The sequence below is a fragment of the Nocardiopsis sp. NRRL B-16309 genome (assembly GCF_001279585.1).
In the GTDB taxonomy this organism is placed as follows: Bacteria; Actinomycetota; Actinomycetes; order Streptosporangiales; family Streptosporangiaceae; genus Nocardiopsis.
Genome location: NZ_LGEC01000027.1, coordinates 164,883 through 178,455, shown reverse-complemented (window position 1 = coordinate 178,455; position 13,573 = coordinate 164,883). Strand labels below are relative to the sequence as shown.

Genomic DNA, 13,573 nt, shown 5'->3' with positions numbered 1-13,573 from the left:
CCCCGTGCCCGCCGCGCTCGTGATTCACTACTCTCCGTAACTACCCGAGCACATCCGATTCGACGGATGTCCGAGCACCGAACGGAGACCCCTGGTGAAGCCCACCACGGTGGCCGCAGCCGCCCTGGCCCTGCTCGTCCTGGCCCCGCCCGCGCACGCCCACGCGGCCGCGTCGGCGCCCCCTTCCCCGACACCGCCCTCCCCCGTGCCCGCGCTCGCCGGGGAGCCCATGGAGGAGTGCCCACTGCTCGATCCCCCGCCCACGGCCGAGGAACGGGCGGAGTACGTGTGCGGCGACCCGCGGCTCGGCCCGGCCGACCTGCCAGAGGAGGGGCCGGTGGCGCGACTGGTCGAGGGGTACGAGCCCTTCGGCGGCCTCTGGCCGGTCGAGTTCCTGGACGAGTGGTACCTGGAGGACCAGGTCGATCCGGACACGGGGCAGACGTGGAGCGGCTGGAACTACCCCGAGCACGACGGTTTCGTGGTCGTGGACGGCGAGCCGGTCAACGAGCTGCGCGCACTGGAGCCGGGCACGATGCTGGACCGGTTCGGATCGCCGCGCGGCACGTTCCTGGCCCCGGCGGGCGCGCCCTTCGCCGAGCGAGCGCTGCCGCCGGACTCCCTGAACACGTGGCCAGGGGGCGCTGAGCACAACTACAACTGCTACGAGGTGCTGACCGGCGTCACCGCGCTGGTGGGTCCGATCGCCCCGCACTTCGAGCAGCCCGGCGGCGGCGAGCAGCTCCTGGTGCCCGCCGACGAACTGCCGGAGGCCGATGGTGAGGGGTACGTGCCGGTGGCGGAGCTCCTGGACCGGGGCTACCTCGACCAGCGTCCGGCCGAGGAGTGCGTGCCGCCGAAGGGCTACGACCTGGCGTCCTGACCCGGGCGCCGATCGGTGACGGGGGCGGCGCGGGGACGGGGGCGGCCGTGCGGTGACGGCCGCCCGGCCGCGCCGGGGCGGGCCTCGTCGGCGAAATCCCTGGTAGCGGACGCGCATGCGTCTGGTGCACACTAGGGCGTGTTCCGCGCCCTGGTGCGCGACCCGCGCCCCGCCCGCTCCGGTGCTCCCCCCACACCCGAAAGGCATCCCCCAGTGGCACACCCGCGCGCCCTGGCGGCCATGACCGCCGTCCTCCTCGCCCTGACCGCCGGCTGCTCCGCCTACGACGAGGACGCCCATCGATCGGACGTGGCCGATGTACTCGGCGTCGACCCGGACGAGATGGACGATCAGACCTGGCAGGAGTTGCGGGAGACGGCCGACACCGTGTGCGCGAGCGACGAACGGCAGTTCTCGCTGGGCGCGACGGCGCTCTCCGACGGCGGCGACCCGGCCCGGGCCCTGTCCGTGCGACGCGTGCACGTCGAGCACGTGTGCCCCGACCGGTTGGACGAATACGACGATGTGGTCCGCGGTCTCACCTACTGAGCGGCGGATCCGCGGCGTCCGGCCCGGGCGCGACCACCCGGGCCGGACTCCTCGTCGGTCAGCGGCCGAAGCCCGCGGGCCTGCCGCCCTCGGCGACCTCGCGGCGCAGCCGCTCGCCCTTGGCGTAGGCCTGCGACTTGAGCTCCTCCTGGAAGCGGGACATCCGCTCGGTCAGGTCCGGGTCGCCGGCGGCCAGCACGCGCACCGCCAGCAGCCCTGCGTTGCGGGCCGCGCCCACCGCGACCGTCGCCACCGGCACCCCCGCGGGCATCTGGACGATGGACAGCAGCGAGTCCATCCCGTCCAGGTACTTCAACGGCACCGGCACACCCACGACGGGCAGTGTGGTGACCGACGCCAGCATCCCCGGCAGGTGGGCGGCACCGCCCGCGCCCGCGATGATGACCTTGAGCCCGCGCTCGGCCGCCCGCTCCCCGTAGGCGATCATGTCGTGCGGCATTCGGTGGGCCGAGACCACGTCGGCCTCGAAGGCGATGTCGAACTCCCGGAGGGCGTCGGCCGCCTCCCGCATCACCGGCCAGTCGGAGTCCGACCCCATCACGATGCCCACAGCGGGGCCCCGCCCGTTGGCGTTGTCGGTCACTGTCCGTCTCCTCGCAGGTAGTCAGCGGCGTCCCGGGCGCGCTCCAGCAGGTCCTGGTGGTCGTCGCCCATCACGGTGACATGCCCGATCTTGCGGCCCGGACGCACGTCCTTGCCGTAGAAGTGCACCTTCACCTCGGGGTCCTTGGCCATGACGTGCAGGTAGCGGCGGTAGACCTCGGGGTCCTCGCCGCCCAGCAGGTTGGCCATCACGGTGTAGGGGGCGTTGGTGCGCGGCGACCCCAGGGGCAGGTTGAGCACCGCGCGCAGGTGCTGCTCGAACTGCGACGTGCGCGCGCCCTCGATGCTCCAGTGGCCGGAGTTGTGCGGACGCATCGCCAACTCGTTGACGACCACGCCGTCAGCGGTCTCGAACAGCTCCACGGCCAGGACGCCGGTGACGTCGAGCGCGTGCGCGATCTCGATCGCCAGCTGTTGGGCGCGGGTCGCCTTCTCGTCGTCCAGGCCGGGAGCGGGCGCGATCACCTCGTGGCAGATGCCGCCGCGCTGCACGGTCTCCACGACCGGGTAGACGGCGACCTGCCCGTGCGGGGAACGCGCGACCTGCACGGCCAGCTCGCGGCGGAAGTCGACCTTCTCCTCGACCAGCAGCGGCACCTCCTCGGCGGCGGCGCGGGCGACGACCTCCTCCGCCTCGGCGGGGGTCGCCACCACCCACACGCCCTTGCCGTCGTAGCCGCCGCGGGCCGCCTTGAGCACGACGGGCCAGCCGGTGCCCTCGGCGAACGCGGACACGTGCTCGGTCGTGGTGACCGCCCGCCACGCGGGCGAGGGGGCGCCGAGTTCGCTCATCCGGGTGCGCATGCGCAGCTTGTCCTGGGCGAAGCGGAGGGCGTCGCGGCCGGGCCGCAGCAGGCCGCCCGCCTCCTCCACCGCCCGCAGAACGGGCTCGGGCACGTGTTCGTGGTCGAAGGTCACCACGTCCTGGGCCTTGGCGAAGGCCAGGACGTCGTCCAGGCCGCGGTCGTCGCCCAGGGTGACATCGCCGCAGACCAACGCGGCGCTGTCGGTGGGATGCGCGGCCAGGACGGCGAAGTCCACGCCCAGCGCGATGCCCGCCTGGTGGGTCATCCGGGAGAGTTGGCCACCTCCGACCATTCCCACGCGGGGGACGGTGCGGTTACGCTCGCTCACAGTTCCTCAACTCACATGCTCGTCCACCGCGGTGACGGGACGGCTCCGCTCGCGGCGGAACCTGGCCGGGTCGGCTCGGAACCCGCGGCCGGGGTCTAGCTCCAGTCCCCGGCTAGAGTCTAGGGCGTGCGCGCGCGGCGGTCCGAGGCCCCGCCACCGGCCGGTGCCGCGCGACCCCCGAATCCCGTGCCCGGAGGCCAAGGCCGTGCGACAGTTCCTCTCACGTCATCCCCGACTCGCCAGGCTCGTGAAGGAGCTGGGCAAGTTCGGCTCGGTCGGGGCGGTGGCCTACGTCGTGCAGATCGGTGTGACGAACTTCCTGTGGCAGGTGGCCGGTGCCGAGCCGATGACGGGGCAGCTCATCGGCACGCTCTGCTCGATCGCGGTCGCGTTCGTCGGCAACCGCTTCTGGACCTTCCGCGACCGGGCCCGCACGGGATACTGGCGGGAGACGCTGCTGTTCCTGGCGATGAACGGCGTGGGCATGCTGGTCCAGCTCGCCTGCCTGGGTGTGGCGGTCTACGTCCTGGACCTGACCGGCCCTCTCGCGCAGAACATCGCGGGCAACGTCGTCGGCGTGGGCCTGGGGACGCTGTTCCGCTTCTGGTCCTACCGGACGTGGGTGTTCCCCCCGCATCCCGAGCCCGACCCGGCGACGGCCGGGCCGACCGGGATCGCGGCGAGCGGTGGGGGCGCGGCGAGTGGAGGCGCGGCGCCGGAGCCCGCCGTGGGCGAGGCCGCCCTGCCCGGCCGCGCCATGGACGGGTCCGCCGAGGACGCCACGGCCCCCTCCGTACCCGACGGCCACTGACCCCGGACGTTTCTCCTTCTCCACCCCTCCGGACGGACCCGGCGATCGGGCGAACGACCGTCCTGCGAGGCGGCGGCCGGGCGACCGGACCGCGACGGGGCGATCGCCGGTGGGCGCGCCGTCCCCCGGCTGGATACCCCGCCGGGTGAGGCCGCTCCTCCGGCCCTGATCCGCTCCGGCCCCGATCCCGCTCTGACGGCTGGGTGATGTGCCAGCCCACCGGACGCCGAACCGGCACCTCCGGCCGCGTGTGGGACGGGCACGAGGCGCCGCGGCCGCCGTTCGATTCCTGGCACCTGACCTGTGGGAACGCGGCCTCGCGGCAGTGACCGCTCCAGGAGCGCACGGCCCCGACTCCGTTCCACCGGCGGCGCCCGGTCACGCCCGCCCCTGTCGCGAGAACCCACCCGACCGGTGGTGACCGCTCTCGGAACGAGAACCGCTCCGACTCCGCGCGCCGACCGTGATCGGGGCGTGCTCGCCATGGAGAAAATGATGATCATTCCCGCTCTGCTCTTGACTTAGGTGAGCCTATGTTATTAGAAACAGGTGTTGTAAATACGGGTCGGTGTTGCCGCCGCATGCGGAACCACGCCGCTCCCGCCCCTTCCGCCATCCGGAGCCCCCATGACCCACAGCGCGGAGCAGGCACGTGAGGACACCCGTGCCGCCGCTCCCCCACCGCCCTCATCGCCACCACCACCGCCGCCAGGAGGGACGGCCCCGCTGCGCGCGCTCCTGCGACCGATCCGGGGACCGCTGGCCGTCGCGGCCGTACTCCAGTGCCTCTCCGCCCTCGCGGCCGTCGTTCCGCTGATCGCGGTCGTCGAACTCGCCCGCACCCTCCTCGCGGACGGCTCCCCCCACCACGTCCGCCTCGTCATCACCGTCGCCGCCGTGGCCCTGGCCGCCCGCTTCGCCCTGTTCGGCACGGCCGGACTCATCACCCACCTGGCCGACAACGCCCTCTCGCTGACGCTGCGCCGGCGAGTGGCCGCCCACGTGGCCGCCCTCCCCCTGGCCTGGCTGGACCGCCACGGGTCGGGCCGGGTCAAGCGCGTGGTCCAGGACGACGTCAGCACGCTGCACCACCTCGTGGCGCACGCCCTCCTGGACCTCGTGGGCGCCGTCGTGACCCCGCTCGCCGCCTTCGGCTACCTGCTGTGGGTGGACTGGCGCCTGGCGCTGATCACCATCGCTCCCCTGCCGCTGTACCTGGTCATGTACGCCGTCATGCTGCGCGGCTTCGCCGAACAGATGGAGCGCATGCAGAGCGCGATGTCCGGCATCCAGGCCGCGGTCGTGGAGTTCGTCCGCGGGATCGCCGTCGTCAAGGCCTTCGGCCGGACGGGACGGGCGCACGCCGGGCTGCGCCGGGCGGGCGACGACTTCGCCGACTTCTACGAGGAATGGGTTCGTCCGATGCTCGCAGCCAGCGCGGTCGGCGGCGCCCTGATCGCCCCGACCACGGTGCTGCTGCTCGTCCTGGCGGCGGGCACGGGGTTCGTGGCGGCGGACTGGATCGAGCCGGTGGACGTGCTGCCCTTCGCCCTGTTGGGCCTGGGTCTGGCCTCGTCCGTGCAGGCGGTGGACGGCACCGCCTACGAACTGCGCCTGTCCCGGGAGGCCGCGAGCCGGGTCCAGGACGTCCTGGGGACGCCGCCCCTGCCCATGCCCCGCTCCCCGCGCACGCCCGCCGACAGCACCGTGGCCTACCGGGGCGTACGGTTCCAGTACGAGGAGGGCGTGGAGGCGCTGCGGGGCATCGACCTGGAACTGGTCCCGGGCAGCGTCACGGCGCTGGTCGGCCGGTCCGGCTCGGGCAAGTCGACCGTGGCCCGCCTACTGCCCCGCTTCGCCGACCCCACCGGCGGCGCCATCACGCTCGGCGGCGTGGACCTGCGCGAACTCGATCCCCGCGAACTCTACGGCCGGGTGTCCTTCGTCTTCCAGGACACCCATCTGCTCCGCGACACCGTGCGGGCCAACATCGCCCTGGGCAGGCCGAACGCCGACCAGGAGGAGATCGAGGCCGCCGCGCGCGCGGCGCGGGTGCACGACCTCGCGCTCGCGCTCCCCCGGGGCTACGACACCGTGATCGGCGAGGACGCCGAGCTGTCCGGCGGGGAGGCACAGCGCGTCTGCGTGGCCAGGGCCCTGCTCGCCGACCCCGACGTCCTGGTCCTGGACGAGGCGACCTCCTACGCCGACCCCGAGACCGATGCGGACCTGCAGGACGCGCTGTCCGCGCTCGCGCGGGGCCGGACGCTGATGGTCATCGCCCACCGGCTCGGCACGGTGGTGGACGCCGACCAGATCCTCGTCGTGGACGAGGGCCGCATCGTCCAGCGCGGGCGCCACGGGGAACTGCTCGCCGACACCGACGGGGTGTACGCGCGGTTGTGGGCGAGCCAGGAGCACGGCCGCGGGACCGCGGTGACCGGTACGGATGCCGGAAGCAGCAGTGCCGCGAGCGGCGGGGAAAGTGCCGCCGGAACCCACACCACCAGCAGCCCGCACACCACCGCGAGCACGGCCGGAGCGGACGCCGCGACCGACACCGACGCGGGCGCCGCGGGCACGACCGACGCCGAGACCGGCACCACCCCGCGCACCGGGACCGACGCCGCGCCGAAGGGGCACCGATGATCACGCTGATCCGCCAGTTCCTCCGTGTCGCCGGACCCCGGCACCGGACCGCCGTCCTGACCCACCTGTCCGTGCTCGTGGCCTCCTGCGTCGCCCAGGGCCTCACCTACGTCCTCCTCGTACCGGTGCTCGCGTCGCTGCTGGAGGGCGACACCGACGGGGCACGGCCCTGGCTCCTGGCCATGGCGGGCGCCGTGGCCGCGTGCTGGGTGCTGTCCTACGGCCAGCAGCGCCTCGGGTACTCCGTGGGACTGCGCCTGCTGCGCACCCTGCACCACCGCGTGGGCGACCACGTGTCCACCCTTCCCGTGGGCTGGTTCGCGGGGGATCGCGTGGGACGGCTCGGCCACCTCATGAGCAAGGGCGTCGTGGACGTCATGGGGCTGCCCGCCCACCAGCTCCAGGCCCTCGTGGCGTCGGTGGTCACGCCGGTCACCGTCCTGGCGGTCCTCGCCGTGTACGACGCGCGCCTGGCGGCCGTCGGCGCCGTCTGCGTCCTCGCCGTGCTCCTGCTGTTCCAGCTCGGCAGCGCGATGATCCTCCGGGCGGACCGGCGCGCCGACGCCTCGGCCGTCCGCGCCTCGGCCAGGGTCGTGGAGTTCGCCCGCAACCAGCCCGCGCTGCGCGCCTTCGGCGCCACCGGGCAGGGAGGCACGCGGCTCGACCGGGCCCTCACCGAGCAGAACCGCGCCGACCGGCGCAGCGTCTGGACGGCCCTGCCCCCGCTGGTCCTCAACTCCTGGGTCGTGCAGGCGGCGTTCACCATCCTGCTCGTGGTCGCCGCCCAGCTCACCGTCGACGGGCGGCTCGCGGCCGTGGAGACGGTGGTCCTTCTCGTACTGGTCAACAGGTTCATCGAGCCGCTGGGGACGGTGGCCGAGGTCGGCATGACCACACGCATCACCCGCAACAGCCTGGACCGGATCGAGGAGGTCCTCGCGGCGCGGCCGCTCCCCGAACCCGCCGATCCCCGGACACCGCGGGGCGCCGCGATCGAACTGCGCGACGTCGGCTTCACCTACCCCGGCGCCGACACCGCGGCCCTGGACGGGGTCTCCCTCACCGTCGCCGAGAACACCACGACAGCGCTGGTCGGACCGTCCGGCTCCGGCAAGAGCACGGTCATCCGGCTCATCTCCCGCTTCTTCGACCCGGACGCGGGCGGGATCGCGGTCGGCGGCGTGGACGTGCGCGACGTGGCCGTGGAGGAGCTGATGTCGCGGATGTCCCTGGTCTTCCAGGACGTGTACCTGTTCGAGGGCACCATCCGCGACAACGTGGTGCTCGCCCGCCCCGGCGCCGACGGCGCCGCGATCGCCGAGGCGGCGCGGCTCGCCCGGCTCGACGAGGTCGTCCGGCGCCTGCCCCAGGGCTGGGACACGGTCGTGGGCGAGGGCGGCGCCCGCCTGTCCGGCGGGGAGCGCCAGCGCGTCGCACTGGCGCGGGCGCTGCTCAAGGACGCCCCGATCGTCCTGCTGGACGAGGCCACGGCCGCGCTGGACGCCGAGAACGAGTCCGCCGTCGCCGGCGCCCTCGACAGCCTGCGCGGTCAGCGGACCATGGTCGTCATCGCCCATCGTCCGGCGACGGTCCTGGGCGCGGACCAGATCGTCTTCCTCGAACGGGGCCGGGTGGTGGAGCGCGGTACGCACGAGGAACTCGTTGCGCGCGGGCGCCGGTACGCGCGGTTCTGGGAGCGGCGCCGGGCGGCCTCGGGATGGCGGATCGGCGCGGGGACCAGCGGCGGAGGTCGGTAGCGAGCGCGGCGGCGGTAGACTCCGCCGTCATGGAACGCCCGCGCAACCCGCTGTCCCCGGTGACCGGGCGGCGCCGCCCCGGACGCCCCGCCTCGCTCACGGTCGAGGCCGTCACCTCGGCCGCGCTGCGGGTGGGCTTCCGTTCCCTGTCGGTCTCCGCCGTCGCGCGCGACCTCGGAGTCAACCACGCCACGCTGTACCGCTACGTCGAGAGCCGGGCCCACCTGGCGGGTCTGGCGTTGGACCGCGTCGTGGAGGGCGGCGGCGAGTGGCCCGGCCCGGAGGGGCGCACGTGGCGCGAGTACCTGGAGGCCACGGTGTGGACGGTGTGGGACCTGCTGGACGCCCACCCGGGGCTCGCCGGTGAGGTGAACGAGGCGGTCCCCACCTCGAAGGAGTTCGTCCGGCACGTCAACCTCACCGCCCGCGGCCTCACCGAGTACGGGTTCACGCCCTCCGACGCGTTCCTGGCCTGCGACATCGTCATGGACCTGGCCTTCGACAGCCACGACGGCTGGGAGCTGATGGACGACGCGGACGGGCAGGACAGCCTGCGCGACCGGATGTCGTCGCCCGGCATGCTGGCGCTGCTGGACCCGCCCCTGCGGGAGGCGGTGCACGACATGCTCGCCGGACCTCCCCGGGAGTGGTTCGACCGCAAGCTGCAGGTGTGCCTGGACGGCATCGGCGCCCGCCTCGCCCCCCGCTGAGGACCGCGCCCGGAGCATCGGAGGACATCCGGTCCGCCGGTACGGACGCGGGGGCGCGCGGCAGATCCGAGGCGGGTGCGGGGCGGGGGCGGGGCCCCGCAGGAACGATGCCCGTCCGGCTCACGGCTCCCGGGTGACGCGGGCCAGGCGCGCCGCGGCCGCCGCCAGCAGCATGTCCAGGGCCGTCGGATAGGCGCTCCCCCGCATGCTGGCCGCGAGCAGCGGGACGGTCGCGGCGATGTGGGGGTGGGTCTCCTCCGGCAGGCCGGCGTAGGTCTCCCGCCACACCCGCTGCTCGGCTTCGCGGGCGGCCCTGGGCAGCGCCGCGTTCCCCGCGTCCAGGGCCGCGAAGCCCAGGGTCGTGTCGATGAACGCGTGGTAGATCCGTACCGCCTCGGCGTCGGGGAAGCCCGCCCCGCGCAGCACCCCGAGGATCGCCTCCACCGCCCCGATCTCGTGCACGCGGCCGGTCACCCGGTACGCGCTCAACACGGTCGCCTGCGGGTGTGACAGGGCCCCGGCGTGCATCCTGAGCCCCAGATCGCGCAGGTCGGCACGCCAGTCACCGCCTGGTCGCCACTCCCGCAGGACACGGCCGATCATCTCGTCGGCCACCGCCAGCATCAGGTCGTCGGCGTTGCGGAAATAGCGGTACAGGCTGCTGGGGTCGGCGCCGAGCGCGTGCCCCAACCGCCGGACCGTCAGGGCCTCGGCCCCGTGTTCGCTGATCAGCCGCAGGGCCGTCGCGACGATCAGCTCCTCCGACAGCACGACACCCTGTTTGGTCGGACGTCGGCGCCGCCGCCGCGCGGGCGGCACCACTCGCTCGGTCATCGGCACCTCGAAGGTCGTGGGATCCCGGGTGGCGAAGCTTATGACAACAGCATTGACCTGTGAAGAGGCCGAGCTGTTTGATTTCGGTTCACCGGACCAGCCCCCCAGCGAACGGAGCCCACCGTGACAGCGACGCCTCCCCCGACCCCGGCCGTCCCGCCTCCCCTCCCATCGCCCGTCCCGACGACCGAGCCGCTGCGCCGGTCCATCGGCGTCCTGGACGGCGTCGCCATCGCGGCCTCCAGCACGGCGGCCACCACGACCATCGGCATCGGCCTGACCGCGATGGCCCTCACCGTCGGCCCCCACCTGCCCGCCGTCCTGCTGCTGGGCGTCCTGCCCATCCTGTGCATCGCGGGGGCGTACACCCAGCTCAACCGGGTGGAGCCGAACGCGGGCAACACCTACGTGTGGGTCGGCCGCTCCCTCAGCCCCTGGCTGGGCTTCCTGGTGGGGTGGACCCTCATCGTCGCCACGGTGGCCTTCCTGGCCTACACCACGGCCGTGACCGGGTCCGCGATCCTCCAGACCGCCCTGGTGTTCGGGGTGACCGGTGTCGCGGGGCTCGACTTCGACCCCGGCTCCACCGCCCAGACGGTCGCGGTGGGCGTCCTCGTCCTCGTCGGTGTCACCCTGACCGCGGTCGTCGGGCTGCGCACGGCGGCCCGGTTCCAGATCGCGCTCCTGGTCTTCGAGTACGCGGTCCTGCTCGGGTTCCTCGGCTACGGCGCCGTCACCGGGCCCAACCCCTTCAGCTGGGACTGGTTCAACCCGTTCGCGCTGCCCTCGGCCCAGGTGCTGGCGCAGGGCCTGCTGCTGTCGGTGTTCTGCTACTGGGGGTTCGAGGCGGCCTTCAGCGTCAACGAGGAGGTCCGCGACCCGCGCGACGCCTCCCGCGCCGGGGTGATCACGCTGCTCAGCGTGCTGGTCCTGTTCATGCTCGGCTCGGTGGCCTTCCAGCGGGTGCTGTCGGACCGGGAGCTGACCGAGAGCGGAGAGCAGGGGCTCGCCGTCTTCGCCGGCCACCTGGCCGGACAGCCGTGGGCGGCGCTTCCGCTGGTGGCGCTGATGTTCTCGGCCGTGGCCTCCCTCCAGTCCGGGGTGATCCCGACCGCGCGCGCCATGTTCGCCATGAGCCGGGACCGCACCCTGGGGCCGCTGTGGTCCCGGGTCAGCACGCGCTTCGGCACACCGGCCGCGGGAACCGTGGCCCTGGGCGCGCTGGCGGCGGCCGTCGCCGTGCTGTCGCTGGCGATCCCCCGGCTCTCGGACGTCATCCTGGCGACCGTCAACTCGGTCGGCCTGCTCATCGCGCTCATCTACGTCCTGACGGCGCTGGCCGCGGCCGTGCGGTTCCTCGGCCTGTTCCGGACCTCGTGGCGGGCCGGGCTCGTGGCGGTGGTCCTGCCACTGCTGGGCGGGACGGTCCTGCTCGTGATCACCGGGTACCTGTGCTGGCTCTTCGCCACCGGCACCGACCACTTCGCCGTGGATCCGAACAACGGCTGGTTCCTCCTGACGGTCCCGGCGGTCATGCTCGCCTCGGGGCTGGCGGCCGCCGCCTGGGCCCGCTGGGTGCGCAGGTCCCCCTACTTCCTGCGGGCGGCCGATCCGTACCAGCCCGCCGAGCCCTCCGAGCCCTCCGAGCCCTCCGAGCCCTCCGAGCCTGCCAAGTCTGCCGAGCCCTCCCTGAGCGAACCCACCTCCCCCGAACCGGAAGGACTGACCCACTGATGAACGTCCGCCACGCCGACCTCGTCCTCACCGGAGGCCCCGTCCTCACCCCGGACTCCAGGGACCCTGGAGCACCCGGCGGCGCCAACACCGTCGCCGTCACCGCGGGCCGCGTCACCGCCGTCGGCCGCGAGGAGGTCCTGGACCTGGTCGGCCCCTCCACCAGGGTCGTGGACCTGGCCGGACGGCTCCTGCTGCCCGGCTACCAGGACGCCCACGTGCACCCGGTCACCGCCGGGTTGGAGATGGTCCACTGCGACCTGACCGGTGCCGGGACCGCGGAGGAGACCGTCGCCGCCGTGGCCGCCTACGCCGCCGCGCACCCCGACCGGGAGTGGATCACCGGCGGCGGCTGGTCCATGGAGGCCTTCGAGGGCGGCGCACCGCACCGGGCGGCCCTGGACGCCAGGGTCCCGGACCGCCCGGTGTACCTGCCCAACTGCGACCACCACGGGGCCTGGGTCAACAGCCGGGCGCTGGAGCTCGCGGGCATCACGCGCCGCACCCCCGACCCTGCGGACGGCCGGATCGAGCGCGACGCCGACGGCGAACCCACCGGGCTGCTCCAGGAGGGGGCCATGGGCCTGGTGGGACGGTTGGTCCCGGAGCCCTCCCCCGCGGACCTGCGCGCCGCGCTGCTGCGGGCCCAGCGGCACCTCCACGCGCTGGGCATCACGGCCTGGCAGGACGCCATCGTGGGGAACTTCCCCGGCATGCCGGACGTGTCGGCGGCCTACGCGTCGCTCGCGCGGGAGGGAGCACTCACCGCCCGGGTCGTCGGCGCGCTGTGGTGGGACCGGGAACGCGGTGCCGAGCAGATCCCCGAACTCGTCGAACGCCGCGCGGCCCTGAGCCACGGCCGGTTCCGCGCCGACACCGTGAAGATCATGCTCGACGGGATCGCCGAGACGGGCACGGCGGCGATGCTCGACCCGTACCTGGACGGCTGCGGGTGCCCCACGGGCAACCGGGGGACGAGCTTCGTGGACGCGAGGCGGTTGCCCCACTACGTCACCGAACTCGACGCGGCCGGGTTCCAGACGCACTTCCACGCGCTCGGCGACCGGGCCGTACGCGACGCCCTGGACGCCGTGGAGGCGGCGCGCGAGGCCAACGGGCCCTCCCCGAACCGGCCCCACCTGGCGCACCTGCAGGTGGTCCACCCCGACGACGTGCCCCGCTTCGCCGCCCTGGGAGCGACCGCGAACCTCCAGCCGCTGTGGGCGGCGCACGAGCCGCAGATGGACGAGTTGACCATTCCGTTCCTGGGTCCCGAGCGCGCGGGGTGGCAGTACCCGTTCGGCTCACTGCACAGGGCCGGCACCGTCCTGGCGGCGGGCAGCGACTGGCCGGTCAGCAGCCCGGACCCGGTGCTGGGCCTCCACGTCGCGGTCAACAGGGTCCTGCCGGGCTCGTCCAGTCCGGTGTTCCTCCCGCAGGAGCGCCTGGACCTGCGCACGGCGGTGACGGCGTACACGGCCGGTTCGGCGTACGTGAACCGGCTCGACGACACGGGCGCGGTCCGCCCGGGCGCGCTGGCCGACCTGGTGGTCCTGGACCGCGACCCGTTCGCGGGCCCGCCGGAGGGGATCCACGAGGCCCGCGTCGTGCTGACCCTCGTGGAGGGGGAGGCCGTCCACGAGGCGTCCAGCGCCTGACCCCGCTCGGGCCCACCGGGGAGCGGCCCCCGGTGGGCCCGTCCGACAGGTCCGGACGGTTCCCGCTGAGGCTGTCGAAGACCTCGTCGAGGATCCCATGGGGCCGGTCCGCCTGGACGAGCCCCGCCTGCGCCACTCTGATGAGCAAGTCCCGCAGCTCGGACAGCGGACAGACAAACGCGAGCGAGCGCAAGGAAGCGCGGGAGCGAGCGCGAGCCCCGGGGCACGGG

General features: G+C 73.9%; 10 protein-coding genes and 1 pseudogene. 8 read left to right on the top strand and 3 right to left on the bottom strand.

Annotated elements, in window-relative coordinates; translation table 11 throughout:
* Positions 1 to 94: 94 nt before the first annotated feature.
* Complete coding sequence (locus tag ADL05_RS05440) at positions 95 to 883, top strand: TNT domain-containing protein (RefSeq protein WP_053615744.1); 789 nt, start codon at positions 95 to 97, stop codon at positions 881 to 883.
* Positions 884 to 1,096: 213 nt separating this feature from the next.
* Positions 1,097 to 1,432: a hypothetical protein gene (locus tag ADL05_RS05435; protein WP_053615743.1), complete on the top strand. Its 336-nt coding sequence runs from the start codon at positions 1,097 to 1,099 to the stop codon at positions 1,430 to 1,432.
* 58 nt (positions 1,433 to 1,490) lie between these two features.
* Here the strand turns inward: ADL05_RS05435 and purE are convergent, their stop codons facing one another.
* Positions 1,491 to 2,036, bottom strand: a complete 546-nt coding sequence (gene purE / locus ADL05_RS05430) for a 5-(carboxyamino)imidazole ribonucleotide mutase (protein WP_053615742.1) — start codon at positions 2,034 to 2,036, stop codon at positions 1,491 to 1,493.
* A complete protein-coding gene (locus ADL05_RS05425) occupies positions 2,033 to 3,190 on the bottom strand; it encodes a 5-(carboxyamino)imidazole ribonucleotide synthase (RefSeq protein ID WP_053615741.1) in 1,158 nt (385 codons plus the stop codon). Before ADL05_RS05425 ends, purE begins: the two co-directional genes overlap by 4 nt.
* Before the next feature lie 205 nt (positions 3,191 to 3,395).
* Between ADL05_RS05425 and ADL05_RS05420 the strand changes: the two are divergent.
* The 4 genes and pseudogenes from ADL05_RS05420 to ADL05_RS05405 form a co-directional block, all read left to right on the top strand.
* A pseudogene (locus ADL05_RS05420) lies at positions 3,396 to 3,863 on the top strand (GtrA family protein); the annotation flags it as partial.
* 765 nt (positions 3,864 to 4,628) lie between these two features.
* Positions 4,629 to 6,650 carry an ABC transporter ATP-binding protein gene (locus ADL05_RS05415; RefSeq protein WP_082376119.1) on the top strand — a complete coding sequence of 674 codons (2,022 nt, stop codon included), beginning with the start codon at positions 4,629 to 4,631 and terminating at the stop codon, positions 6,648 to 6,650.
* Complete coding sequence (locus tag ADL05_RS05410; RefSeq protein WP_156365720.1) at positions 6,647 to 8,407, top strand: ABC transporter ATP-binding protein; 1,761 nt, start codon at positions 6,647 to 6,649, stop codon at positions 8,405 to 8,407. The genes ADL05_RS05415 and ADL05_RS05410 overlap by 4 nt, the downstream gene beginning before the upstream one ends.
* A 29-nt stretch (positions 8,408 to 8,436) precedes the next feature.
* Positions 8,437 to 9,117, top strand: a complete 681-nt coding sequence (locus tag ADL05_RS05405) for a TetR/AcrR family transcriptional regulator (RefSeq protein ID WP_053615740.1) — start codon at positions 8,437 to 8,439, stop codon at positions 9,115 to 9,117.
* A gap of 120 nt (positions 9,118 to 9,237) precedes the next feature.
* Here ADL05_RS05405 and ADL05_RS05400 read toward each other — a convergent pair whose 3' ends face one another.
* Positions 9,238 to 9,951, bottom strand: coding sequence for a TetR/AcrR family transcriptional regulator (locus ADL05_RS05400; RefSeq protein ID WP_053615739.1), 714 nt, complete (start codon positions 9,949 to 9,951; stop codon positions 9,238 to 9,240).
* Positions 9,952 to 10,074: 123 nt separating this feature from the next.
* Here ADL05_RS05400 and ADL05_RS05395 point away from each other — a divergent pair, with 123 nt between their 5' ends.
* Together ADL05_RS05395 and ADL05_RS05390 are read left to right on the top strand one after the other, a co-directional pair.
* Complete coding sequence (locus tag ADL05_RS05395; protein WP_082376118.1) at positions 10,075 to 11,685, top strand: APC family permease; 1,611 nt, start codon at positions 10,075 to 10,077, stop codon at positions 11,683 to 11,685.
* Complete coding sequence (locus ADL05_RS05390) at positions 11,685 to 13,343, top strand: amidohydrolase (protein ID WP_053615738.1); 1,659 nt, start codon at positions 11,685 to 11,687, stop codon at positions 13,341 to 13,343. Before ADL05_RS05395 ends, ADL05_RS05390 begins: the two co-directional genes overlap by 1 nt.
* Positions 13,344 to 13,573 lie beyond the last annotated feature (230 nt).

Coding starts and splice junctions, on each gene's coding strand:
- ADL05_RS05400 (WP_053615739.1), bottom strand. CDS start 9,951: ATGACCGAGCGAGTGGTGCCGCCCGCGCGGCGGCGGCGCCGACGTCCG.
- ADL05_RS05405 (WP_053615740.1), top strand. CDS start 8,437: ATGGAACGCCCGCGCAACCCGCTGTCCCCGGTGACCGGGCGGCGCCGC.
- ADL05_RS05390 (WP_053615738.1), top strand. CDS start 11,685: ATGAACGTCCGCCACGCCGACCTCGTCCTCACCGGAGGCCCCGTCCTC.
- ADL05_RS05415 (WP_082376119.1), top strand. CDS start 4,629: ATGACCCACAGCGCGGAGCAGGCACGTGAGGACACCCGTGCCGCCGCT.
- ADL05_RS05410 (WP_156365720.1), top strand. CDS start 6,647: ATGATCACGCTGATCCGCCAGTTCCTCCGTGTCGCCGGACCCCGGCAC.